This is a genomic window from Roseateles sp. GW821-FHT03B02 (assembly GCF_059421025.1).
This window is the reverse complement of the sequence record NZ_JBWKUV010000001.1, coordinates 494217-516601: the sequence shown is the minus strand read 5'-3', so window position 1 is coordinate 516601 and position 22385 is coordinate 494217. Positions and strand designations below refer to the sequence as shown.

Genomic DNA, 22385 nt, shown 5'->3' with positions numbered 1-22385 from the left:
GACGGGCCGGATCATGAAGCCTGACGTTGCGTGAGGGTCAAGCCCTGCGCCAACGCGATGCGCGGTGTCGCGATGCGGGGCATCGAGGCCCAGGCCTGGGGCGAACCCTGATTGAAACCGGGTCTGACCGTGCGGTTGTTTGCGCTCCCAGCCTGGCACGGCGTTTGCGAAAGAGAGGCTGCCGAGGCGACTGGCCTCGGGGAACCTAAGGAGTACCTCACCATGAAGACCTGGACGAATCTGCGACCCCTCACCCTGACGGCCGCCGTGCTCGCAAGCCTGACGCTGACCGCGCCCGCGAGTGCCCAGGAACCCACCGTGCCCGCCGCGGCTGAACGCTCGATGCTGCGTGCCGCGCAAGGCGAATACCTGCTGGACGACGGCCGCACCCTGCGCGTGCATGTCGGCGTGCGCCGCCTGGGCGTCAGCGTCGACGAGGCGCCGCTGGAAACCTGGCGCGCCGAGAACGCCGAGCTGCTGGTCAGCCCGGACGGCCTGCGCCGCCTGCGCCTGTACCGTAGCGGCGACGGCTCGGTCGACCGCGTCGCCTTCGAAACCGACCGGGTGCGCTAACGCCACCCTCGGGCGGCGGCCAGCACGCGTGCCTATCGGCGCGGCTGGCCGTCCATCCACGCGGCGCGGATCTGCCGCCCGCAGTCCACCGACGCGACGGCGGGCTTGTCGCCCGGGTCGTCGTTCATGACGCCGCGGCGCTGCTCGCGCGCGACGATGCCGTAGAAGCGCCTGTCTGCGCCGATCCACGGATAGAAGCCGAAGGCGCCCGGGCTGCTGAAGGCGCCGTCGCCCACCTGCGGGTCGTCCTCCACCCAGTGGCCCAGGCTGTAGTGCCAGCTCTCGGTCTCGGGGATGGGCGTCTTCACCGCCTCGTTGGGGCAGACCTGCGGGTTGGTGCAGACGGCCTGCGTGCCGAGCAGCTTTCCGAGTTGCAGCTGGCCGCCCATCAGGGCGCGCAGCAGTCGGCTGTAGTCGGCTGCGCTCGTCATGCCGCCACCGGCGGGCTGGGCCTGGGTGTAGGTGAAGGACCAGTCGGCGCCGAACACGCCGCCCAGGGTCTGGCGCACGGCGAGGCCGAGGCCCTCCGGCCCCAGCGAGCCCAGGCCCATCAGAACAGCGTGCTGCTGCATGTGGCCGCCACCGTAGTCGAAGCGGTTCTCGGTGGCCGGGTTCATGCGACCGAGGCCGTTGAGCAGGCTGGCCTGGCAGGCCGCCACGCTCTGGTTCTGGCGGCAGATGCGGAAGTAGGTGTAGCCGCTCTGGAAGTGCAGGAACTTGACGTCCTCGGCGGTGAACTGGCCCTGGCGGCGCTCGGCGGCGAAGGCCGCGTAGACCCATTTGGACGCCGACGCGATGGCCATCTCGGTGTGGCGCTCGGGCCCGCCGTCGCCCGCCTTGCCGCCGGCCAGCGGCTGCGTGGCATTGCCAATCTCCCAGTAGAAGGGCTGGGCGGCCACGCAGGCGGCGGACTTCTCGGCCGTCAGCCGCGCGGCGCCGGCGCGTTGCAGCGGCGTCGGGTCGGCGTGGCTGAGGAGGGGCGAGGCGATCAGCAGGGCAAGGGCGGTGCGGCGCATGGACATCTCCGGTTGAGGTGCAGCCATGCTGCCGAGCCGTCGCCGCGCAAAGGTTGCCAGCCGGGTTGCACTGCTTGCAGACCCTGACGGCGGGCCCGGTCTTGCAACGGTTTGTCATTGTTTTCCGTCAGGCGCCAGGGGCTGGCCCTCCCTAACATCCGCGGCATGAGCCGCATCCTGATCGCCGACGACGAGGCCGAGTTGCGCGGCCTGCTGCAGCGCTACCTGACCGAGCAGGGCCACAGCGTGCGTGCCGTGCCCGATGCGGGCGCCGCAGCCCAGCTGCTGGCGCGCGAGCGCTTCGACGTGCTGGTGCTGGACCTGATGATGCCCGGCGAGGACGGCCTCTCGCTGTGTCGCCGCCTGCGCGGCCAGGGCGAGACCATCCCCATCCTGATGCTGACCGCGCGCGGCGAGCTCGTGGACCGCGTCATCGGCCTGGAGATGGGCGCCGACGACTACCTCGCCAAGCCCTTCGCGCCGCGCGAGCTGCTGGCGCGCCTGCAGGCCATGGTGCGCCGCCAGCAGCAGCTCGGCGCCCACCTCGGGCCAGTCGGCGACGAGGCCGTACGCTTCGGTGACTTCACCCTCCACCCCACGCAGCGGCGGCTGGAGCGCGACGGTGTGGCGGTGGAGATCAGCACCGTCGAGTTCAACTTGCTGCGCGCGCTGGCCAGCCAGCCCAACCGGCCGCTGGGGCGCGAGAAGCTGCTGGCGCTGGCCCATGGCGACGAGCATGGCGTGAGCGACCGCAGCCTGGACGTGCAGGTCATGCGGCTGCGTCGCCTCGTCGAGGCCGACCCGAGCGCGCCGCGCCACATCCAGACCGTCTGGGGGCTGGGCTACGTCTTCATTCCCGAGCCGGGCGCGCCATGACGCTGCTGCCGCGCACCCTGTTCGGCCGCAACCTGTGGCTCATCGCCGGCCTCATCGTCGTGGGCCAGATCGTCAACGCCGTGGCCTACAGCCAGTTCGTCGCGAAGCCGCGGCTGAAGCAGTCGGCGGAGGCGACGGCACACAGCCTGCAGGCCGTGGCGGAGGGGCTGAAGCTGCTGCCGCAGGAACAGCGGGCCGGCTTCGTCGCGCGCTTCAACGACCGCACCGCCGCACCTGAGGGCGGACGCCGGGGCGAGCGGCTGACGCTGGTGGAGCGGACCTTCCTGGCCGAGCTCGCCGCGCAGCTGGGCGAAGCGCCCGGCGCGCTGGACTGGCGGCGCGAGCCCGGCGGCCTGCTGGCTGTTCGCATGCAGAACTCCTGGCTCGTCGTGCCGCCGGTGCAGCCGGCGCATCGCTTTGCCCGCACCTGGCTCATCGCCAGCGCCGTCAGCGGCCTGCTGGCGCTGCTGGGGGCCTGGCTGATCCAGCGTCGCATCAACCGGCCGCTGGCCCGTCTCGTCGAGGCGGCGAAGGCGGTGGGTGCCGGCCAGCGCCGGCTCCTGCTGCCGACCGACGGACCGGCCGAGACGGCGGCGCTGGCGCGCGGCTTCAACGAGATGGCCGAGGCGCTGGCGCGCGACGAGGAGGAGCGCCTCTTGATGCTGGCCGGGCTGTCGCACGATCTGCGCACGCCGCTGGCCAAGATCCGCCTGGCCAGCGAGCTGCTGCGTGATTCCTCGGATCGGGCCGGCCAGGGCGGCCTGGAACTGCTCGACACGCTGGACCGCAGCCTGCACGGCCTGGACGGGCTGCTGACGCAGTTCCTCGACTACGCGCGGGCCTCGCACCCGGCCGAGCAGGAGCAGCCCGCGGCCGATGTCGAGTTGCGCGCCTTCCTCGCCGAGACGCTGGCGCTGGCGCCAGGCCTGCCGCAGCCGGTGCTGGCCGACGGGCCGGCCGTGAGGCGCCGCGTGCGTCCGCAGGCGCTGCGCCGCCTGGTGCTCAACCTCGTTGTCAACGCGCAGAACCACGGCGCGCCGCCCATCGAGCTGGCCTGCGGTGAAGACGGCAGCGCCGCCTGGATCGAGGTGCGCGACCGCGGCCCGGGCATCGCGCCCGGCCGCGTCGACGAGCTCAAGCGCCCCTTTCAGCGCGGCGACGCGGCGCGCGGTGGCAAGCCCGGCTCGGGCCTGGGGCTGGCCACCGTCGAGCGCATCGCGCGCTCAGAGGGCGCGCGCCTGAGCCTGCTGCCGCGCGAGGGCGGCGGGCTGGTGGCGCGGGTGCAGTGGGCGCCCGGCGCCAACTGAGCCGGGGCGTCAGCGTCCGATGGCGACGAAGGCCAGCACCGGGTCGTCGGTCAGCACGGCGACGATGAGGCCGTCGGGTGTGACGACCATCTGGCGGTCCTTGATCGCGCGTGCATAGCCGGCGACCTTGTAGCCCTGGATCAGCGCGCCCGCGGCGGTGTGGACCCAGAAGTCGCTGCTGCTATACCAGCCGCTGATGCCGCAGATCACGCGGCCGTCGCTGGTCACCTCGACATTGTTCGGGTAGGCATCGCCGCCGGGCAGGCTGCCGATGACGCTCATGTCCTGCGCGGCCAGCACGGTGCAGCGGTACGGCGCGCCGGTGGCGGTGTAGACGCGCGTGCCGTCGGCCGACAGGGCAATGTCGCGCCCGTTGCTGGAGCCGTTGTAGAACGAGGCGCCCTTGTTGTCCGCCGCCATCAGCGTGCCGCCGCCGACTTCCGAGTAGTCCAGGCTCACGACGCCGGCCGATGCCGGGCTCAGGCCCGTGTCCTGCCAGGCGAGCAGGCGGCCGTCGGGCGTGGCGGCCAGGCCGGCACCCGCGCGCACGCTGCCCAGGTAGCGGCCGGTGGCGTAGGCGCTGCCATCGCTCATGACGAGCACGTCCACGCCGTTGGTGCGCACGACGATGTTGACGTCGTTGGCGCTGGTGGCGTTGCGCAGCGGCCAGGTGTCCAGCGTGGCACCGGTGTCGAGGTTCACGCGGCGCACGCTGCGGTTGCCCGTGTCGGCCACGTAGAGCAGCGAGCCGTCGGGTGACACCGCCATGGCGCCGAGTGCGGCGCCGAGATTCGTCCACGTCGCCAGCTTCTGGCCGGTGTAGGCGTGGTAGACGTCCACGTCCTGCCCGCCGGCGTGGGTGTAGACGTAGGGGCGCAGCTTGTCGGCCACGAGCACCTGACGGTTCAGCGGCAGCTTCTGCAGCGCGACGGCGCCGTTGGTGTCCTTCCACAAGGCCACGCGCACCACGGCGGGGGCGACGCCGGCCTGGCTGCTGAGCAGGGTGATCCTGGCCGTGCTGAGCTGCGCGCTTGGCAGGCCGGAGGGATCGGCCGTCAGCGTCAGCGTCGATGCGCCGTCGGTGCGCCCGGTGGCGGTGACACTGAGCCAGGTGGCGTCCGAGCTGGCTGTCCAGGGCAGCCCGCCGTCGAAGCTGTCGCGCACCTGCAGCGTCCGGGTCAGCACCTGGCCCGTGGGCGTGCTCGCCAGCCCGACGGCCCAGGCCGAGGGCAGCAGGCGGCGCTGGTCGGCATTGATGGTGACCGACAGCGAACTGCTGGCGGCCTCGCCATTGACCGTGGCGCGCAGGTTGAGCACGGCGGTCGTCGTGCCGATGGACGCCTTGGCGGCGTCGACCGCCACCGATTGCGTGGCGACCGTCGCACCGGCCTTGCCCGCGGTCGCGCCCGGCAGCAGCCAGGCCGGCACGCCGCTCATGGCCCAGGGCCAGTCGACGTTGGTGTTCAGGCCGATGCTCAAGGGTTGCGCGCTGAAGTCGCGGCCCTTGGCGCCGCCGAAGACCAGTGACGCGGCGTTGGTGGACAGCAGGGGGGCCGTCAGCGTCAGCTGGCTCGTGACGGTCTTGCTGGCGATGCCGGCCGAGGCGAGCGTGATGTTGGCGTTGTACTTGCCCGTGGCCAGCGGCCCGACGGTGGCGTCCGGCTGCAGCGTGATGCTGCCCGGCGTGACGCCGGTCGACGGCGACAGCCGCATCCAGCTGGCCGAGGTGCTGGCGCTCCAGTTGGCGGCCTGCTGGTTGTTCAGCGCGAAGGCCAGGCTTTGCGGCTGTGCGGTCGACCCGTTGACGAGGGTGAAGCTGGGCACGCCGCCGTTCACGACGAACTGCCGCTCCAGCAGCTGCAGGCTGACGTCGACGCCGGCGCTCTGGCCGTCCTGGGTGGTGGCGGTGATGCGGCCCTTGTAGTCGCCCGGCGCGAGGCCGAGGGCGTCGGGGTTCACCGTGACCTGGATGTCCTGGCCCCCCGTGCCGCTGCCGCTGCCCAGTTGCAGCCAGGCCGCATTGCTGGCGAGGGTCCAGCGCAGCTTGTCACCGGTCAGGCGCAGCGACAGGCTCTGGGTCTTGCCGCCGCCGGCGTAGGCCGTGAGCGCCGTCGGGCTTAGGCTGGTCAACGCCAACGGGGCGAAGACCTCCTGCACGTTGAAGTCGTAGGGCAGCGGCACAGGCGAGCCGGGGAACTGGGCCGTGCAGTTGCTGTCCTTGCACAGGCGCACGGACAGCGTGCCCGTGTAGCGGCCCGCCACCAGCAGGGCCGACGGCGTGATGCGGGCGCTGTACTGGCCGGGCGACAGCGCCGTCACCGTCACGTCGTTGCGGATGACCTGCTTCTCGTCGAGCACGACGACGTAGACGTTCTGCTGGAAGTCCTCCGGGCGCGGTGCCGTCGCGGTGACGGTCAGCGGCAAAGGCTGGCCGGCAGGAAAGTTCGCGGCCAGCGTGCTGGGCGAGAAAGTCAGTGCGGGGCTCACCGAGCCGCCGCCTGAACTCGACCCACCGCCACCACCGCCGCCGCAGGCGGCAAGCGACAAGGCCAGGCACCACAGGACGGTGCGGGTGATCCGGTATTGATGCTGCAAGAAATCCTCCCTTTGCGCGGCCTGCGCCCGGCCCTCTGGGAGGCCGGTGCTGTGGCGGGCCGCATTGAATGCGGCGCGCATCATAGGGGGATCGTCGGCTCGTGCCGGCCCGCGCGGGGCCGGCACGAGTTCAGCTCGCGCTGATCGTCACCGTGACCGTGCCCGTCGAGGTTTGGCCCAGGTTGTCCTTCAGCGTGATGACGAGGCTGCTGCTGCCGGCCACGGGGCTGGCCCAGCCGACGGCGATGCCCGCGCTGGTGGCCGAGAACGTCATGCCGCTGGGGGCGCCGCTGATGGAGATGGACAGCGAGGTCGCGCCCGGCGCGCTGTAGCCGATGGTGCCGGCGAAGGCCTTGCCGGCGGTGCCTGTCAGGCTGGTGGTGGTGAGCTGCGGGCCGGTGCTGGTCGTCGTCGTCGTGCTGCTGCTCGTCGTGACGCTGGCGCCGCTGAGGCTGGTCAGCAGCGCGCTGGCATTGGGCGTGCCCCAGCCGGTGGGCGTGTCGTAGCCGGTCTTGGCGGTGCAGGCCGTGCAGCTGCCGTTGCTGCCGCTGGACACGTCCATGAAGGCGGCCGCGTACTGCGTCGGCACGGCGCCGATCTGCTGGTACAGCGCCGCATGCGGTTGGCCGAGCACGGTCTTGGCCGAGGCCACGCGCATCGCGTTGGCCACGGCCAGCAGGCCGGCCCACTGCGGCGTGGCCAGGCTGGTGCCGCCGGCGCTGACCCAGCGCACGGTCGTCGAGCCCTGGGCGATGGTGGCCACGTACTGGCCGGAGTTGGGGTCGGCGTTGAAGGCGACGTCGGCGACGGCGCGCCTGGCGTAGCCGCCGATGGTGCCGCTCTGGTAGCTGGGCAGGGCCACATAGGCGCTGGTGCCGCCGCCGGTGCCGGTCCAGGTCGTCTCGCTGCGGGCGCCGCTGCCGCTGTAGGCCAGCGTCGTGCCGCCCACGGCCACGACCTTGCTCGACACCGAGGGCCAGGACACCGCCGCGCCGTTGTCGCCGGTGGCGGCGAGGTAGCTCATGCCGGCGGTGGAGAAGCTGCTGTCGTAGCTCGTCGTCCAGCTGCCCTCAGCGGCGCCGAAGCTCATGGAGACGACGCCCGCGCCCATCTTGTTGGCCAGCGCGACGGCCCTGGACAGGCTGCCCACGCCGGCGTCCGGCGCCTCGATGAGAACCAGGCGGGCCAGCGGCGCGGTGGCATGGGCCCATTGCACGTCCAGCGCGATCTCGGTGGCCCAGCCGCTGTCGTAGGCCGGGGCCGTGGCGGTGAGCGCGCCGGCCGTCGTGCTGTAGGCGACGACCAGCTCGCAGCTGCTCGTGGACGCGGCGGCCAGCGGCAAGCTGGCGTTGGCGGCGAGGGTGCGCGTCGTGCAGCCGGGCAGGCCGAACTTGGCGTTGAAGGCGGCCAGCTCGGCGGCGGTGTTGGGGTTGTGTTTGGCGTTGACGATGTAGACGGTCTGGCCGGCGCCGAGCTGGGCGGCCTGCGCGGCGGTCAGGCCGGTGGTGCTGGCGGGCAGGGCCGGCAGGCCATAGGCGGCGCGGATCTGCGCCGGCGTGTAGACGGTGACGGCGGTAGACGTGGCCATGGGGGCGGCTTCACCGGCACCCGAGGCGAGGGCATGGGGGCGCTGGGCGTCGTCCAGGCGCTCGCGCGTCAGGCCCTTGGTGGACAGGCCGGACAGGGCCAGGGCGCGGTGCGGCGCGGGGCCGTTGTCGGGCTCGGCGAGGTCGACGGCAGCGGTGTGGAAGCTGGGCTGGGCGATAACATCGGCTGCTGCGCTGGCCGCGGCGCCGTCGCCGAGCTCGACGCTCAGCGAGATGGCCGAGGGCGCCGCGCTGGCCTGGACGGTGGGGCTGTCGCTGCCGCCGCCGCAGGCGGTCAGGGCTGCGGCGGTGATGAGGCTGAGGGTCCAGGAGAGGGCGGTACTGCGCATGGCCGGGTTCTCGTGCAGAGGTAGAGAAACGGAGGGCCACGCCGATCAAGACCTGCCGGTCTTGGCGGCCCCGCTGCCGTGGCACTTGCGTGCTGCAAGTGCGTTAGGCCGGTGGCTTTGCGTCCCCGCCTTTCGACGGGTTTGCCCTCAGGGTTGGTGAAACGGGGTCAGTCTAGGTGCCGGGGCATCGGCACGCACCGTCCGGTGCGCGGCGGTGCGTGACTTCTGCCGCGGCGGGCGGCGTGGTCTTGAGCTGCCGGCAGTCTGGGTTTCGCGCATGTCTCCCGTGTGGTTGCTTTGTGTCACCGGCGATACAAATCGTCATGACGCTTCGATGACGACGGCGATGCCGGACAGCACCGCGTTGCCGCTCAGCGGGTCGCGGGCCGCGTCGTCCAGCAGCGCGTTCATGTTCACGCCCGGCCGTTCGCGCGCCACGCCGAGCTGTACGCCGTCAAGGTCGTGCCCCCAGCCATGCGGCAGGCTCACGACGCCGGGGCTCATGTCGGCGCTGCGCTCGACGCGGGCGATCAGCTCGCCCACGGCGCTCCTGACCTTGGCGAATTCGGTCAGGCCCAGGCGATCGGCATCGCCGGGGTTGACCAGCAGCGTGCAGCGTTCCGGCCCCTTGGCCAGCACGGGCAGGTTGTGCATCCAGCTGTTGCCCGAGCGCGTGTCGCGCCGGCCGATGAGGCTGAACTCGGGCGCGGGGTCGGCCTTCACCAGCGCCAGGTCGGCCAGCACCGAGGGCGGGGCGAGCTCGATGCGACCGCTGGGCGTGCGCAGCACCTCGGGAATGCGCGGCGTGAGGGCGCCGAGATCCACGCCGCCGCCCTCGACGGTGCTGGCCGCGCGGACCTTGGCGAGGTTCAGGCCATCCGGCCTGCGGCCGAACTGGTCGCCATAGGGGCCGACGCGCAGCTGCAGGTCGATGAGGCGCTCGACGCCACGCCAGGGTCGCAGCGCGGCGAGGACGGCGGGCGTCTGGTCGCCGGCAAAGCGGCGCACGTCCGCCTCGATGGCCTCGTCGTCGAGCTGGCCCACGTCCACCCCCAGGCCGCGGCCTTCGAGCAGGGCGCACAGGCGCAGGATGGTCTGCCATTCCTGCGGCGTGCCGGCGGGTGCATCGAACACCGGGCCAGAGAAGCGTGCGTGGTTGCGGTGGCTGAGCTGGGGGAATGCAACGTCGAAGTGCAGGTCTTCCAGCGGCGAGAGGCCGGGCAGGATGACGTCGGCGTGGCGGGTCGTCTCGTTGACGTAGATGTCCAGGCTCAGCATGAAGTCGAGCCGGTCCAGGGCCCGGGCGATGCGTGGGCCGCCGGGGGCCGACAGCACCGGGTTGCTGGCCACGGTGATGAGGGCCTTGATCTGGCCTTCACCCGCCGTCTCGATTTCCTCGGCCATCACCGTGATGGGCAGCTCGCCGAAGACCTCTGGCGCGCCGGACACGCGGCTCTTGCGCCGGCCGGTCGTGATGCCTTTGCCGCTAGCCGGCTTGCCTTGCGTGTTGGGCGCAAAGGCGGCGGCCTTGGCGAACATCGCGCCGCCTTCGCGGTCGAGGTTGCCGGTCAGCACGTTGATGAGGTCCACCAGCCAGGAGTTGACGGTGCCGAAGCGGGTCGTGCAGGTGCCGATGCGGCCATAGACGGCGGCGCGCGGCGCGCTGGCGATCTCGCGGGCGATGCGGCGCTGCGTCTCGGCCGGGATGCCGCAGCCGGCGGCCGTCACTTCGGGCGCGAAGGGTGCGACGGCGGCGCGGGCTTCTTCCAGGCCGTTGACGTGGGCCTCAAGCCGGCCCAGCTTGACGAGGTTCTCGGCGAACAGCGTGTGGGCGATGCCTGCCAGCAGCAGCGCGTCGCCGCCGGGGCGGATGGCCAGGTGCTCGTCGGCCGCCGCGGCCGTCTCGCTGCGGCGCGGGTCGACGACGACGATGCGGCCGCCGCGCGCCCGCATGGCCTTGGCCTTGCCGCGGTAGTCGGGCACGGTCCACAGGCTGCCGTTGCTCACCATCGGGTTGCCGCCGAGGATGAGTAGATAGTCGCAGCGCTCGATGTCGGGCAGGGGGATGGAGAGCCAGTGGCCGAACATCAGGCCGGCGCTGAGCTGCTTGGGCATCTGGTCCAGCGTGGAGGCGCTGAAGGCGTTGCGGGTGCCGAGCGCGCGCACCAGGCGCGGCGTGTAGGCCAGCAGGCTGACCTTGTGCGCGGCCGGGTTGCCGATGGTCAGGCCCACCGAGTCGGGGCCTTGCTCGCGCCAGATCGGTAGCAGGCGGCGCTCGATCTCGGCGAAGGCCTCGTCCCAGCTGGCCTCGACGAAGACGCCGTCACGCTTGATCAGCGGCGTGCGCAGGCGGTCGGGGTCTTCGTGCAGGTCTTTCAGGCTCACGCCCTTGGGGCACAGGTAGCCGTGGCTGAAGACGTCGTTCTCGGCGCCGCGGATGGCGATGACCTTGGCGCCTTCGGTCTTCACCTCCAGGCCGCAACAGGCCTCGCACAGCGGGCAGATGCGGTAGTGGCTCTCGGGCATGGCTGTCTCCTTCGTTTGGCGCGCGATTCTGCGGGTGCCGAAGCGGCGCCGGCGTCAATCCGGCGACAGGATGCTCACCAGTTGCCGATGCTCGGGTTCACATAGCCGAACTCGTTGGGCACGCCGGCGTCGAAGTTGGTGTAGCTGAATGACATGCTCATCTCCAGCGACGCCACCTGATGCCACCAGCCCAGCGGCAGGAACAGCGTGTCGCCGGGCTCCAGCACCGTCTCCAGCACGACGGCCTCGCGCAGCCGCGGGTAGCGGGCGAAGTCGGGTGCGTCCAGGTCGATGGGGCTGTAGACGCCCATGCGGTTGTAGAGCAGCGGCGTCTGCAGCGGCGACACGAAGCGCCAGCGCTTGCGGCCGACGACTTGCGTGTGGAACAGCATCAGCGTGTCGTGGTGCAGCGGCGTGCGCGTGCCGGCCGGGCCGAACCAGAAGGATGCCGCGGTGTGCAGCAGCGCCGGGTCGCAGACGGGCGGCATGCGGCCGATGTCCTGCAGCAGCGGCAGGAACTCGGGGCGGCGCAGCATCTCGTCGTTGGCCGTCAGGTAGTGGTCGTTGGTGGCGCCGCCGCTGACGACCAGGTCGACGAACTCGGCGACCTTCATGCGCTGGCGCAGCGTGGTCTTGTTCTGCTCGAACAGGGCGTCGCCGTTGCGGCCCACCTGCACGTCGACGTCCAGGTGGCCGAAGCGCGCGACCAGGTCGGCGGGCGACCAGCGGTGCATGGCCGGCCAGTCCTCGGCCACGTCGGTCAGCACGACCGGCCGGCAGCAGTGGACGTACTTCTCCAGGAACTCCTCGCGCCCCACGCCGCGGCGCCTCTCGATGACGGCATGACCCGGCGCCTGCTGCCATACCTGCTGCAGGTTGGCGCAGACCGACTCCAGCTTGCGCAGCATCTGCTGGTGGCGGCGCGCGGCCTGGAAGACGGGGTCGTGGTCGATCTGCGCAATGGCGGCGGTGCTGCGCTCCACGTCCTGGCCGGCGGCCACCATGGTGTCGAGCATGGAGGTGGGCGAGCAGTCCCACAGGCGGTTCTCGGCCAGCCATTGCAGCCAGTCGGGCGTCAGGTCCAGCAGGGCCGCCGGGCGCGGCAGGGGCGGAGGCTTGAGCGGGGCGAGGGGCATGGCGCGGCGGGGCAGGGAGTGGTCCGGCGAGCGCCGATTGTGGTGTCAGGCCGGGTGGCGCAGCCATCCCTCCAATTGCTTCAGCACGGCCGCATCGGTCTGCAGGCCGAGGTGGCCCAGGCCGGTGAAGAGGGCGGTGTCGGTGAAGGCCAGGCGCCGCGCCGGCGAGCGGTGCTGGCCGAGCGCGCTGGCCACCGGCACGAGGCCGTCGCCCAGCCAGCGGGCCGGCGTTCCGGTGGGTTTCTTCGACGTGGTGGCGGCCACGGCGTAGCAGGCCACGCCCTCGGGCAGCGGCAGCTGGCTGGCGCGGCCGGCGTCGGCTTCGAGCAGGCTGGCGTGGCGCAGGTCGCGGATGCCGGCGCTGCGTCGCGCGGCCAGCAGGGCCAGCGGGCGCGAGTAGGCGCTGAAGGCCAGCAGCTGCTGCAGTTGCTGGCCGCCGCGTTCCAGCGGCGCGCCCTGGTGCGGTGTGCCCAGCGTGACGAGGCAGCGCAGCCGCCGCAGCCAGCGCCGCTGCCTGGCCTGGGCGATGGCGCTGCGCGCCACCAGGCCGCCCATGCTGTGCCCCAGCAGAGTGATGGGGCCGGGAACCTTGTCCAGCAGCCGCGCCAGTTCGGCGCCGTTGCGCCAGATGGCGCGGCCGGAGTTGTAGCGCAGGCCCAGCGGCTGATAGCCCAGCCTGGCCAGGGCGGCGGGGAAGTCGGCGCTTTCCTTGTCGGGATGGCGGCGCCACTGCGCTTCGTTCATGCACAGGCCGTGCAGCATCACGAGGGCGGGTCCGCTGGCGCCGTCCACCAGCGGGCGCAGGCTCATGGGCGTGGCCAGCGGGTTGGCGGTGTCTTCGAGGTAGTCGCCGAGCACGCCGTTCAAGGCCGCCTGCACGGCATTGGCGCGGTCGGCCTCGGCCTGGCCGAGCAGCGGCGTGAGCGCGCCCAGCGCCAGGTCCAGGCCGCCGCCGACGAGCTGGGTCACGCCGCGCACGCTGCGATAGACGAGGCCGGTGATGCCCGAGGTGCGCTGGCGCGGCGCCGTCAGCGGCAGCCGCGCGATCTCGGCATGCATGGCCTCGACGAGATTGGCGACGCCGGTGGTGGCATCGACGGCGAGGCGGCTGGCGCCGCGGAGCTGCTGGGGGCTGGGCATCGGCCCATCATGCCCGCAATGCGTGACTACATCTGCCGGAACAGGTGCGCGCAGCTTTCCGCCACCAGCAGCATCTCGCTGCCGTGCTTGAGCTTGATCTGCATGCGGCCGCGGAAGTCGCGGCTGACGCTGGCGATGGCGTTCACGTTGACCAGCGTGGAGCGGTGGATCTGCCAGAACTGCTGCGGGTCGAGCTCGTCGATGAGCTCCTTCAGCGGCTTGCGGATCAGCGCCTCGCCGTCCTTCAACCCCAGCCGCGTGTATTTGTTGTCGCTCTGGAAGAACATGACCTCGTCGACGGTGATGAGTCGCAGCGTCTGGCCCACCGAGGCGTTGATCCAGCGCAGCGGTGCGCGCGCGGCCGATGGCGCGGCCGAGGGACGGGTGCCGAGCTGGTCCAGCACGCCGCCCAGCGGCGCGGGCGCCTGGCCCAGCCGCGCCTTCAGCCGCGAGATGGCCGTGAACAGGCGCGCGCCGGCCAGCGGCTTGAGCAGGTAGTCCACGGCGCCCTGGTCGAAGGCGGCGATGGCGTACTGGTCGTAGGCAGTCACGAAGACGACGTGGGCGCGGCCGCCCACCTGCCGCGCCACGTCGATGCCGGTGGCGCCGGGCATCTCGATGTCGAGGAAGAGGATGTCGGGCTGGTGCTGGTCCAGCAGGCGCAGTGCTTCCAGGCCGTCGGCGGCCTCGCCGACGATGCTGAGCTCGGGCCACAGCCTGCCCAGTTGCTCGACCAGTTCTCCGCGCAGCGCGGCCTCGTCTTCGGCGACCACCGCCGTTGGCGCGATCAGGCTCATGACGGCAGTTCCAGGGTGAATTCGGTGCGGCCGCTGCCGCTGTGGCAGACCAGCTTCGCGTCCAGCACGGCCAGGCGCTCGCGCAGCGAGACGAGGTCGTCGTCATCGCAGCACAGACCTTCCTCGTCGAAGCCCAGCGTGATGCCGCGGTCGGCGCGCAGCCAACAGCGCCCGGGGTGGCCCAGCCTGACGGCGCGCTGCACCAGCGGCAGCAGCAGCATAGGCGGCAGCGGCGTGGCGCCGCGCGAGCCGAGTTCGCAGTCGAAGGCCGGCGGCGCGCCGTTGAGGTCGCGCAGCAGGTCCAGGTAGCTGGCGATCAGCTCGGCCTCGCCGCCGAGCGTGGCGCCGGCATCGCGCAGGCGCGGCAGGGCCACGCGCAGGTGGCGGATGAGCCGCTCCAGCCGGGCGCTGGCCGTCGGGTCGTGGCGACCGTAGGCCTGCTCGACCGAGACGAGGGCGTCGAACAGCAGGGTCGGGTCGACCTGCGCCTGCAGGGCGGCCAGGCGCGCGGCCAGCGCGTGGCGGCGCAGCTGGCTGTGCTCGCGCAGCAGATCCTGGGCCGCCTGGTCCTGGCGCCGGCGCAGGCTGCGGAACTCGAGCACCCCGACGATCATCAGCGCGGGCATGAAGACCCACAACGCGTCGCCGATGACGGCGGTCATGCGGAACATCGAGCACCTGGGCTTGCCGTGGGTCTGGGCGTAGATGTCGCACAGCGACGGCCAGGGCAGGGCGGCAGCCAGCGGGTAGATGACGGCCATCGCCAGCACCGAGCCGATCAGCGTCGCCGCAACGAGGCGCTGGCGCCGGTGCGGATGGATGGCGCTGCTGCGCGCGGCGGGCAGCCAGCACAGAAGCAGCACGGCGCAGCTGACCAGGGGCAGGCTCAGGTGGCGGGCCAGCACCTGGGGCAGCTGGTCGCCGACGCGCAGCTCCAGCAGCGAGGTCAGGTCGATGGCACCGAACAGCAGGGCCGCGCTGACGAAGACCAGGGCTTCGTTCAGGCTCAGCGAGCGCCAGGCGCGCAGGACGTGGCCGATCATGCGAGCGCCTCAGCCGGCAGCAGCACGCGGGCGACGACGCCGTGCGGCTGTGCAGCCTCCAGCTCCAGCGCGGCCGTGTCACCGAAGTGGGCGGCGAGGCGGGCCCGCGTGTTGGCCAGGCCCACGCCTGCGCCGCCGCTGGCCGCGCCGAAGCCCTGGCCGTTGTCGGCCACCTCGATGCTGAGCCCGCCGTCGGCGGCATGGCCGGCGCGAATCTCGATGCGGCCGCCCTCGGGCAGCGGCGACAGGCCGTGCTTGATGGCGTTCTCGACCAGGGTCGGCAGCACCAGGGTCGGCAGGCGCGCCTGCAGCAGCTCCGGCGGCGCGGCGATGTCGAAGGACAGGCGCTCGCCCATGCGCATCTGCAGGATGGCGAGGTAGTGGCGCACCAGCTCCAGCTCGTCGGCGAGGGTCGATTCATGCCGGCGCATGCCGGGCAAGGCCGCGCGCAGATAGGCGATCAGGGCCACCAGCATGTCGCGGCCGCGCTCGGGCTGCGTCTCGTACAGGCGCTTGACGTTGGCCAGCGTGTTGAACAGGAAATGCGGCTCGATCTGGGCGTTCAGCGCCGACAGCTGGGCCTCGGTCTGCTGGGTCTTGAGAGCCTCGCGCTCGCGGAACAGGCGGGTGAGCTGTTCGCGGCCTTCGCGCTGGGCGCGGCTGACGAGCAGCAGTGCATAGGCCATGCCGCCGAGCAGGGCCCACAGCGCGATGGTGGACACGGCCCAGCCCGGCTTGACCTGCATGCCGGGGTCGTCCAGCGCCGCCACGGCATAGCGCAGCCAGGTGCCGAGAGCGGCGCCGAGGCCTACCGCACCCGCCTGCACCGTCAGCGCGGCCGGCAGTCGCAGGCGCCGGCCGGCCTGCAGGGCTTCCGCCAGGCCCACCATCAGCATCAGCGAGATCCCGGTCAGCAGGCATTGGCGGCTGAAGCGGACCAGGTCGAAGAGGGCGTCGCGCAGGCCGCCATCTCCTTCGCCGTACCAGCTCAGCGCGCGCGAGATGGCATACAGCAGGCAGAAGTAATAGACGCCGGCCAGCATGCGCATGTTGCAGACGCGGCGAAAGGCTTGCAGCGGGCGGAGGTCCTCCATCGGAGTCATTCTCTGCGGGCTGCCGCCGCCCGGTGCGGCATGCGACGAAACCGCCCATAACCGGCGCCAAGCCGGATATGGACGGCTCGACAAATGGGGCCGGTGACGGCGTCAGCCGATGCCGGCCGCGGCAATCAGCGCCTTGAGTTCGCGCTCCGAGGCCGCCGGGTCACCCAGGTTGACCTCAATGAGGCGGCGCAGATGGGTGATGGATTCCAGGTCGATGCTGCGGCAGAGCACGCCAGCGTGGCCATGCTCGATATGGGCCAGCTCGCCGGCCATCGCGATGACGATGTCGCCCGGCTTGCCCGCGCCGAGGGGCAGCTTGACGAGGCAGGGCATGCCGGCCTGGGGCGTCGGGCCCGCCGGCAGCTGCAGCAGCACGCCCTTGAGCGAGATGTCGATCACCTGGCAGCGCAGGTGGGCCTGGGTCGTGATCAGCTCGGCGCCGCAAGCGAAGGCGACGCGGGCGAATTGGCGGCGTTCGGTGCTGATGATGGGCTCCCGGCTAAAGGAAGGGCTCCAGCGAGCCGCCGCCGCTGAAGACGGTGCTGTGGTCTACGGCCTGCTGCAGCCGCTCGGGGGCCAGGGAGGCCAGGCCCATGGCTTCGAGCATGAACCAGGCGGCGCGCAGGTAGGCCACGATCTCGTCGCGCGTGGCGTCGGTTTCCACGGGCTCGCCGTCCCAGTCGCGCTCGGGCGCCTGGCGGGGCGCGACGACGGCCGGCCGGTGCGCCCGGGCGATGCGCGCCAGCAGCTCGCGCGTGTCCACCGTCGCGCTGGGGGCGTCGATCAACTGCACGAGGTCACCCAGCTGCTGCTCGGCGGCGGCGGCCAGCAGGCGCGCGGCCTGGTCGGCGCCGCCCGCCAGGTAGAGCCCGGCGGCGAGGTCGACGTATTCGAGGGCGGCCGAGAGCCGCTGCAGGTCGGGGTTGGACATGGCAGAAGAGTCTAGGTTGTGTACAGGGGCAACGTGCGGCCAAACTTCACACTGCATTGTTTATGCTGGGCTGCTCAAGGAATGTCCCGAGGAGGGTCCCGATGATCGACCGCCGCCTGCATCTGCAACACCTGGCCGCCCTGGCTGCCGCCACCAGCCTTCCCACCATGGCGGCCGACGACAAGGACGCCACCTATGACGAGGATTCCATCGTCAAGGCTGCAACCGATTTCTTCGGCCAGACCACCGAAGGCCTGGCCAAGGTCATCGAGAAGGCCTTCAAGGAGCAGGGGCGGCCCAATGCCTACATCCGCGGCGAGGAGGCCGGCGCCGCCATCACCGTCGGCCTGCGCTACGGCAACGGCGAACTGCTGATGAAGGGCGGCGGCTCGGCCAAGGTCTACTGGGCGGGTCCGTCCATCGGCTTCGACCTGGGCGCCAATGCGTCCAAGGTCTTCACGCTGGTTTATCACCTGCCCAAGGTCAGCGCGATCTACCAGCGCTTCCCCGGCGTGGATGGCAGCCTCTACTACATCGGCGGTGCAGGCATCAATTACCAGCGCCTCAAGGGCATCACGCTGGCGCCCATCCGCCTCGGGGTGGGTCTGCGCGCGGGCGCTAGCGTCGGCTACATCCATTACCGGCGCGAGAAGAGCATCAATCCGTTCTGAACGGCTTGCCTGAATGGCCCGAGTCTGAGGGCCGTCAAGGTTCGTGCACGCGGCGGCTGGCAGGCTCCGCACCTCATGTCCGAGTCCATCGGAAAAATTCAAGACGGCCCGCGCCGGCACGGCGTAGACTGTTTTTTCATCCAGTATCGAGGCCCAATGTGAGCAGCACCATCGACCTGCCCGTGCAGGACATCTCCAGCGAAGTCCTCATCGAGAAATACGCCAAGGGCGGCGAGCAGACGCCCGACGAGTTGCGCGAGCGCGTGGCCCGTGCGCTGGCCCAGGCCGAGAAGCCGGCCGAGCGCGCCAAATGGGCGGCCGCCTTCCTCGACGCCCAGCAGCGCGGCTTCGTGCCGGCTGGCCGCATCATGTCGGCCGCCGGCACCGAGCTGTCGGCCACCCTCATCAACTGCTTCGTGCAGCCCGTGGGCGACTCCATCGCCACGGCCGAGGACGGCGTGCCCGGCATCTACACGGCGCTGACCGAAGCCGCCGAGACCATGCGCCGCGGCGGCGGCGTGGGCTACGACTTCAGCCGCATCCGCCCCGCCGGCGCCTGGGTGGGCTCCACCCGCAGCCACGCTTCCGGCCCCATCAGCTACATGCGTGTGTTCGACCGCAGCTGCGAGACGGTGGAGAGCGCCGGCAGCCGCCGTGGCGCACAGATGGGCGTGCTGCGCTGCGACCACCCCGACATCGAGCAGTTCATCCACGCCAAGGATCAGGGCGATCTGCGCAACTTCAACATCTCCATTGGCGTGACCGACGCCTTCATGGAGGCCGTGCAGGCCGACGGCCTGGTCGAGCTGGCGCACAAGGCCCAGCCCAGCGCCGAGCAGATCGAGGCCGGCGCCTACCAGCGCGGCGACGGCCAGTGGGTCTACCGCAAGGTGCGCGCCCGCGAGCTGTGGGACCAGGTCATGCGCTCCACCTACGACCACGCCGAGCCGGGCGTGCTGTTCCTGGATCGCATCAACAGCGACAACAACCTGCACTACTGCGAAACCATCGCGGCGACCAACCCCTGCGCCGAGCAGCCGCTGCCGCCTTATGGCTGCTGCTGCCTGGGCTCCATCGACCTGACGCGCTTCGTGCAGGACCCCTTCAGCGCCAGGCCGGTTTTCGACGAGGCCGGGTTCGCCGAGGTCGTTTCCGTTGCCACGCGCATGCTGGACAACGTGCTCGACGTGACGCCCTGGCCCCTGCCCGCGCAGGCCCAGGAGGCCGGCAACAAGCGCCGCGTGGGCCTGGGCTTCACGGGCCTGGGCGACGCCCTCGTCATGCTCAACCTGCGCTACGACAGCAGCGAAGCGCGCGACATGGCCAGCCACATCAGCGAGGTCATGCGCGACGCGGCCTACGCGGCCAGCAGCGACCTCGCCGCCGAGCGCGGCAGCTTCCCGCTGTTCAACGCCGACCTCTACCTCTCGGGCGGCAGCTTCGCCTCGCGTCTGCCGCAGGGGCTGAAGGACAAGATCCGCGCCCAGGGGCTGCGCAACTCGCACCTGCTGTCCATCGCGCCCACCGGCACCATCAGCCTGGCCTTTGCCGACAACGCGAGCAACGGCATCGAGCCGGCGTTCTCGTGGGCCTACACGCGCAAGAAGCGCCTGTCGCAGGCCGAAGGCGGCGGCTTCAAGGAGTACCAGGTCGAAGACCATGCCTGGCGCTTGTACCGCCACCTGTTCGGCACCGATGCGCCACTCTCCGAGGCCTTCGTCACCGCGCTGGAGCTGAGCGCGGCCGACCACGCCAGCATGGTGGCCGCCGTGGCGCCCTACATCGACACGTCCATCAGCAAGACGGTCAACGTGCCGGCCGACTACCCGTATGAGGACTTCCAGGACCTGTACGTGCAGGCCTGGCAGAGCAAGCTCAAGGGCCTGGCCACCTACCGGCCCAACAGCGTGCTGGGCTCGGTGCTCAGCGTCACGCCGGAAGTGAAGCAGCCCGAGCCGCTGCGGGCGGAAGTGGACGGCACCAACCAGCGCCTCAAGGTGGAGCGCCTGCCCAACGCGGTGGTGGCCTCGCTGCGCTGGCCCAGCCGGCCCGAGATGCCCGGCGGCAATCCGGCCTGGAGCTACCTGATCCAGCATCCCCACGGCGACTTCGCCCTCTTCATCGGCGAGCTGCCGCTGGAAGGCCCCGACGCTGGCCTGTTCGGCCGCAACCTGCCCTTCGAGGTGTGGGTGAACGGTGCCGAGCAGCCGCGCGGCCTGTCGGCGCTGGCCAAGACCCTGTCCACCGACCTGCGCACCAACGACGCGGCCTGGCTGCGCCTGAAGCTCGACGCGCTGGCCACCGTGGCCGAGGAACGTGCCTTCGAGATGGCCATGCCGCCCAGCGGCGAGAAGCGCCTCTTCCCCGGTGTCGTCGCCGCGACGGCCGCCGTCATCCGCTGGCGCTGCGAGCAGCTCGGCGCGCTCGGCGAGGGCGGCCCGACGCCGGTGGTGGATGCCATGTTCAGTCGCAACGAGCCGCGCACCAGCGTGTCCGGCACGTTGGCCTGGGCCGTGGACGTCGACAACCCGGCCACCAACGAGCAGTTCACGCTGACGCTGAAGGAAGTGGTATTGCCCACGCCGGACGGCGGCGCCGTCACACGCCCCTGCGCGATGGGCTTCTCGGGCAACTACCCCAAGGCGCTGGACGGTCTGGCACGGCTGTTGAGCCTGGACATGCGCGTGATGGACCCCGGCTGGATCGCGATGAAGCTGCGCAAGCTGCTCAATGTCGGCGAGCCTCTGGGCCACTTCATGGCGCCGGTGCCGTCACTGAACGGCGAGCGCCGTCAGCAGATCTGGCCGTCGACGGTGGCCTACGTGGCGCGACTCGTCATCCACCGCTACGCGATGCTGGGCATCCTCGACGAGGAAGGCCAGCCGCTCACGGACATGGGCCTGCTGCAGACGCCGGCGCCCAAGCTCGGCGCGCCGGCCGGCACGCTGCAGGTCCAGGCCGGCAAACCCTGCCCGGATTGCGGCAACGCGACCATGATCCACAAGGACGGCTGCGATTTCTGCACCGCCTGCGGCTATGTGGGGCAGTGCGGCTGAGCGAGGCGGGGCTCAGGGCGCCATTGGCGTTCTCGGGCTGCAGGCGGGATTCGTGGCCAGGAACCGAGTGATCTCCGAGAAGTAGGCGTCGGTCTGTTCGATGAACGGACGATGGCCTGCTTCTTCGAGGATGACCAGGCGCGCGATCCCGGGGGCGAATGCCGCCGCAGTCTCTGCAGCGATGCGAGGGGTCGCCACGATGTCCCTCCGCCCCGTCATCACCAGGGTCGGCATCTGCAGCGCCTGCATGCGTGGCCGCGGGTCGTAGCCCTTGAGCGTGCCCCCCACGCTGTGCTCCGAATCCGGCCCCATGAAGGCCGCATACACGCTGGCGTCGAAGCGATCGCGAGAGTCGGGCGAGCGCCAGCGCCTGGCGGCATTGCGCGGATCAAACCAGCACACGTTGTCGGCAACCTCGCCATAAAGCGCCTGATACGCCGCACTGCCACTGAGCACGCCGGCCGACGTCATCTTCTGCAACCTGTCCCAGTGTTCGGGGAACTGGGCGGCGATGCTCCGATTGAGCGAGTCGATATGCGCCTGGAAAGACGCATCGCTGTGCATCCCGGCGCTGAGGACGAGGCAGGCCACGCGCTCCGGGTGCTGCAGCGCGTATTCAATGGCCGGAAGCGCCCCGTAGCTGTTGCCCAGCAGCACGATGCGCGCTGCGTTGAGCGCGCGGCGCAATGCCTCGATGTCGTCTGCATCTCGGGCAACCGAATGCTTGCGTCCCGGTGGAAGCCGGTCGGACCGGCCGCGCCCGATGTTGTCGAAGTAGACGACGGTGCGGTCGTCCTCGAGGCGCGAGAACCAGGGCATGAAGGATGTGTGGCTGCCACCTGGGCCGCCGGGCACAAGGACGACGGGCAGCCCAGGGGCCTGTCCGGCGGTCCGGTAGTAGATGCGTCCGTCGGCCGAGGCGACGTAGCGATCGGTTGACCCCGATTCGCCAGCGACCTGCGCGAATGCCAGTCCGACCGATGCCAGCAAGAGAGCCGACTGCGCTGTCCAGCGAGCGAGTTGATGCATGGCTCACCTCGCCCGTTTCCAGATGGAGATCGGCACATTGCCGTCCGGCCGGGCTGGCACCCGGTAGCTGAGCACATCCCCGTCCAGTTCGAACTGGCGGGCCTGCGTGCTACCTTCCCAGTTGGGAAACGAGGACGCCTCGATGCGGAATCTGAGCGTGCCGCCATCCGGCGCGAATGACACCTCGCCATAGTGCGTGCTCGATCCCATGACGGCAGCCTCGTACTCGCCTGCAGTGGCCGCGGCCTTGTTGGCCGATGCGAACCGCGGGCGCTCGGACTTGAAGATCTGCAGCGAGTAGCGGCCGTCGGCGTCGATCATGAGTCGACCCTTGGGGGCGTCGCCGTAGTCCCGGATCAGCGAACCATCGGGCTTGATGGCGTCGGCGGCCACCAGGGTCCAGGTCCCTGTCAAGGGGTGCGCGGCATGGCTCATGTCAGCCCCCTCGGCCCAGGCGGGCCCGGCTGCGGCCGCGGCAAGCGTAGAGAGGGAAAAACAGATCCTCGTTGCGATCAGCTTCATTGCGTGCCTCCGGGCAGGTCTGCACATTCGTTGTCATCAGGGCTCCTTCTCCAGACCTGCGGCGCGGTGGGTTGCGCACTGCTCGGCCTTGCCCGCCACTGTCGTGGTTTCCGATCTGAAGCAGAAGC

18 protein-coding genes and 1 riboswitch are annotated in these 22385 nt (G+C 71.1%); of the genes, 5 read left to right on the top strand and 13 right to left on the bottom strand.

Annotation, left to right across the window (positions count from 1 at the left end; translation table 11 throughout):
* The first annotated feature begins 222 nt into the window (after nucleotides 1-222).
* Entirely contained in the window at nucleotides 223-573 is a 351-nt protein-coding gene (locus AC07VX_RS02240; RefSeq protein ID WP_493163354.1) for a hypothetical protein, read from the top strand.
* A gap of 32 nt (nucleotides 574-605) precedes the next feature.
* Here AC07VX_RS02240 and AC07VX_RS02235 read toward each other — a convergent pair whose 3' ends face one another.
* Nucleotides 606-1589, bottom strand: coding sequence for a hypothetical protein (locus AC07VX_RS02235; RefSeq protein ID WP_493163355.1), 984 nt, complete (start codon nucleotides 1587-1589; stop codon nucleotides 606-608).
* 165 nt (nucleotides 1590-1754) lie between these two features.
* Between AC07VX_RS02235 and AC07VX_RS02230 the strand changes: the two genes are divergently transcribed.
* Both AC07VX_RS02230 and AC07VX_RS02225 read left to right on the top strand, forming a co-directional pair.
* Nucleotides 1755-2465, top strand: coding sequence for a response regulator (locus AC07VX_RS02230; RefSeq protein WP_493163356.1), 711 nt, complete (start codon nucleotides 1755-1757; stop codon nucleotides 2463-2465).
* The gene (locus AC07VX_RS02225) at nucleotides 2462-3772 is read left to right on the top strand and encodes an ATP-binding protein (RefSeq protein ID WP_493163357.1); all 1311 of its coding nucleotides are present in this window, start codon (nucleotides 2462-2464) and stop codon (nucleotides 3770-3772) included. Before AC07VX_RS02230 ends, AC07VX_RS02225 begins: the two co-directional genes overlap by 4 nt.
* Nucleotides 3773-3781: 9 nt before the next feature.
* Here AC07VX_RS02225 and AC07VX_RS02220 read toward each other — a convergent pair whose 3' ends face one another.
* The 10 genes from AC07VX_RS02220 to AC07VX_RS02175 form a co-directional block, all read right to left on the bottom strand.
* Nucleotides 3782-6367 (bottom strand): BACON domain-containing protein, encoded by a 2586-nt coding sequence (locus tag AC07VX_RS02220; RefSeq protein WP_493163358.1) that lies wholly within the window; start codon nucleotides 6365-6367, stop codon nucleotides 3782-3784.
* A gap of 130 nt (nucleotides 6368-6497) precedes the next feature.
* Nucleotides 6498-8303 carry a S53 family peptidase gene (locus tag AC07VX_RS02215; protein WP_493163359.1) on the bottom strand — a complete coding sequence of 602 codons (1806 nt, stop codon included), beginning with the start codon at nucleotides 8301-8303 and terminating at the stop codon, nucleotides 6498-6500.
* 60 nt (nucleotides 8304-8363) lie between these two features.
* Nucleotides 8364-8459, bottom strand: a riboswitch (cyclic di-GMP riboswitch).
* A gap of 165 nt (nucleotides 8460-8624) precedes the next feature.
* Nucleotides 8625-10829, bottom strand: a complete 2205-nt coding sequence (locus AC07VX_RS02210; RefSeq protein WP_493163360.1) for a molybdopterin-dependent oxidoreductase — start codon at nucleotides 10827-10829, stop codon at nucleotides 8625-8627.
* A 74-nt stretch (nucleotides 10830-10903) separates the two neighbouring features.
* Nucleotides 10904-11965, bottom strand: coding sequence for a cupin-like domain-containing protein (locus tag AC07VX_RS02205; RefSeq protein WP_493163361.1), 1062 nt, complete (start codon nucleotides 11963-11965; stop codon nucleotides 10904-10906).
* A 45-nt stretch (nucleotides 11966-12010) separates the two neighbouring features.
* On the bottom strand, nucleotides 12011-13105 hold the full coding sequence (locus AC07VX_RS02200; protein ID WP_493163362.1) for a lipase family alpha/beta hydrolase: 1095 nt from the start codon (nucleotides 13103-13105) through the stop codon (nucleotides 12011-12013).
* 26 nt (nucleotides 13106-13131) lie between these two features.
* Complete coding sequence (locus tag AC07VX_RS02195) at nucleotides 13132-13902, bottom strand: LytR/AlgR family response regulator transcription factor (RefSeq protein ID WP_493163363.1); 771 nt, start codon at nucleotides 13900-13902, stop codon at nucleotides 13132-13134.
* Nucleotides 13899-14945, bottom strand: coding sequence for a histidine kinase (locus AC07VX_RS02190; protein WP_493163364.1), 1047 nt, complete (start codon nucleotides 14943-14945; stop codon nucleotides 13899-13901). The genes AC07VX_RS02195 and AC07VX_RS02190 overlap by 4 nt, the downstream gene beginning before the upstream one ends.
* Entirely contained in the window at nucleotides 14942-16039 is a 1098-nt protein-coding gene (locus tag AC07VX_RS02185; protein ID WP_493163365.1) for a sensor histidine kinase, read from the bottom strand. Before AC07VX_RS02185 ends, AC07VX_RS02190 begins: the two co-directional genes overlap by 4 nt.
* Before the next feature lie 111 nt (nucleotides 16040-16150).
* Nucleotides 16151-16534, bottom strand: a complete 384-nt coding sequence (locus AC07VX_RS02180) for a PilZ domain-containing protein (RefSeq protein ID WP_493183872.1) — start codon at nucleotides 16532-16534, stop codon at nucleotides 16151-16153.
* 13 nt (nucleotides 16535-16547) lie between these two features.
* Nucleotides 16548-16979: a hypothetical protein gene (locus AC07VX_RS02175; protein ID WP_493163366.1), complete on the bottom strand. Its 432-nt coding sequence runs from the start codon at nucleotides 16977-16979 to the stop codon at nucleotides 16548-16550.
* A 101-nt stretch (nucleotides 16980-17080) separates the two neighbouring features.
* On the opposite strand from AC07VX_RS02175, the gene AC07VX_RS02170 reads away from it, so the two are divergent.
* Both AC07VX_RS02170 and AC07VX_RS02165 read left to right on the top strand, forming a co-directional pair.
* Nucleotides 17081-17650, top strand: a complete 570-nt coding sequence (locus tag AC07VX_RS02170; RefSeq protein WP_493163367.1) for a DUF1134 domain-containing protein — start codon at nucleotides 17081-17083, stop codon at nucleotides 17648-17650.
* A 158-nt stretch (nucleotides 17651-17808) separates the two neighbouring features.
* On the top strand, nucleotides 17809-20706 hold the full coding sequence (locus tag AC07VX_RS02165) for an adenosylcobalamin-dependent ribonucleoside-diphosphate reductase (protein ID WP_493163368.1): 2898 nt from the start codon (nucleotides 17809-17811) through the stop codon (nucleotides 20704-20706).
* A 12-nt stretch (nucleotides 20707-20718) separates the two neighbouring features.
* Here the strand turns inward: AC07VX_RS02165 and AC07VX_RS02160 are convergent, their stop codons facing one another.
* Both AC07VX_RS02160 and AC07VX_RS02155 read right to left on the bottom strand, forming a co-directional pair.
* Nucleotides 20719-21735, bottom strand: coding sequence for an alpha/beta fold hydrolase (locus tag AC07VX_RS02160; RefSeq protein WP_493163369.1), 1017 nt, complete (start codon nucleotides 21733-21735; stop codon nucleotides 20719-20721).
* 3 nt (nucleotides 21736-21738) lie between these two features.
* Complete coding sequence (locus AC07VX_RS02155; RefSeq protein ID WP_493163370.1) at nucleotides 21739-22257, bottom strand: lipocalin-like domain-containing protein; 519 nt, start codon at nucleotides 22255-22257, stop codon at nucleotides 21739-21741.
* Nucleotides 22258-22385 lie beyond the last annotated feature (128 nt).

Bases quoted from the DNA above. Each gene is read 5' to 3' on its own strand.
- AC07VX_RS02240 (WP_493163354.1), top strand. From the start codon at position 223: ATGAAGACCTGGACGAATCTGCGACCCCTCACCCTGACGGCCGCCGTG.
- AC07VX_RS02235 (WP_493163355.1), bottom strand. From the start codon at position 1,589: ATGCGCCGCACCGCCCTTGCCCTGCTGATCGCCTCGCCCCTCCTCAGC.
- AC07VX_RS02230 (WP_493163356.1), top strand. From the start codon at position 1,755: ATGAGCCGCATCCTGATCGCCGACGACGAGGCCGAGTTGCGCGGCCTG.
- AC07VX_RS02225 (WP_493163357.1), top strand. From the start codon at position 2,462: ATGACGCTGCTGCCGCGCACCCTGTTCGGCCGCAACCTGTGGCTCATC.
- AC07VX_RS02215 (WP_493163359.1), bottom strand. From the start codon at position 8,303: ATGCGCAGTACCGCCCTCTCCTGGACCCTCAGCCTCATCACCGCCGCA.
- AC07VX_RS02210 (WP_493163360.1), bottom strand. From the start codon at position 10,829: ATGCCCGAGAGCCACTACCGCATCTGCCCGCTGTGCGAGGCCTGTTGC.
- AC07VX_RS02205 (WP_493163361.1), bottom strand. From the start codon at position 11,965: ATGCCCCTCGCCCCGCTCAAGCCTCCGCCCCTGCCGCGCCCGGCGGCC.
- AC07VX_RS02200 (WP_493163362.1), bottom strand. From the start codon at position 13,105: ATGCCCAGCCCCCAGCAGCTCCGCGGCGCCAGCCGCCTCGCCGTCGAT.
- AC07VX_RS02195 (WP_493163363.1), bottom strand. From the start codon at position 13,902: ATGAGCCTGATCGCGCCAACGGCGGTGGTCGCCGAAGACGAGGCCGCG.
- AC07VX_RS02190 (WP_493163364.1), bottom strand. From the start codon at position 14,945: ATGATCGGCCACGTCCTGCGCGCCTGGCGCTCGCTGAGCCTGAACGAA.
- AC07VX_RS02185 (WP_493163365.1), bottom strand. From the start codon at position 16,039: ATGGAGGACCTCCGCCCGCTGCAAGCCTTTCGCCGCGTCTGCAACATG.
- AC07VX_RS02175 (WP_493163366.1), bottom strand. From the start codon at position 16,979: ATGTCCAACCCCGACCTGCAGCGGCTCTCGGCCGCCCTCGAATACGTC.
- AC07VX_RS02170 (WP_493163367.1), top strand. From the start codon at position 17,081: ATGATCGACCGCCGCCTGCATCTGCAACACCTGGCCGCCCTGGCTGCC.
- AC07VX_RS02160 (WP_493163369.1), bottom strand. From the start codon at position 21,735: ATGCATCAACTCGCTCGCTGGACAGCGCAGTCGGCTCTCTTGCTGGCA.
- AC07VX_RS02155 (WP_493163370.1), bottom strand. From the start codon at position 22,257: ATGAAGCTGATCGCAACGAGGATCTGTTTTTCCCTCTCTACGCTTGCC.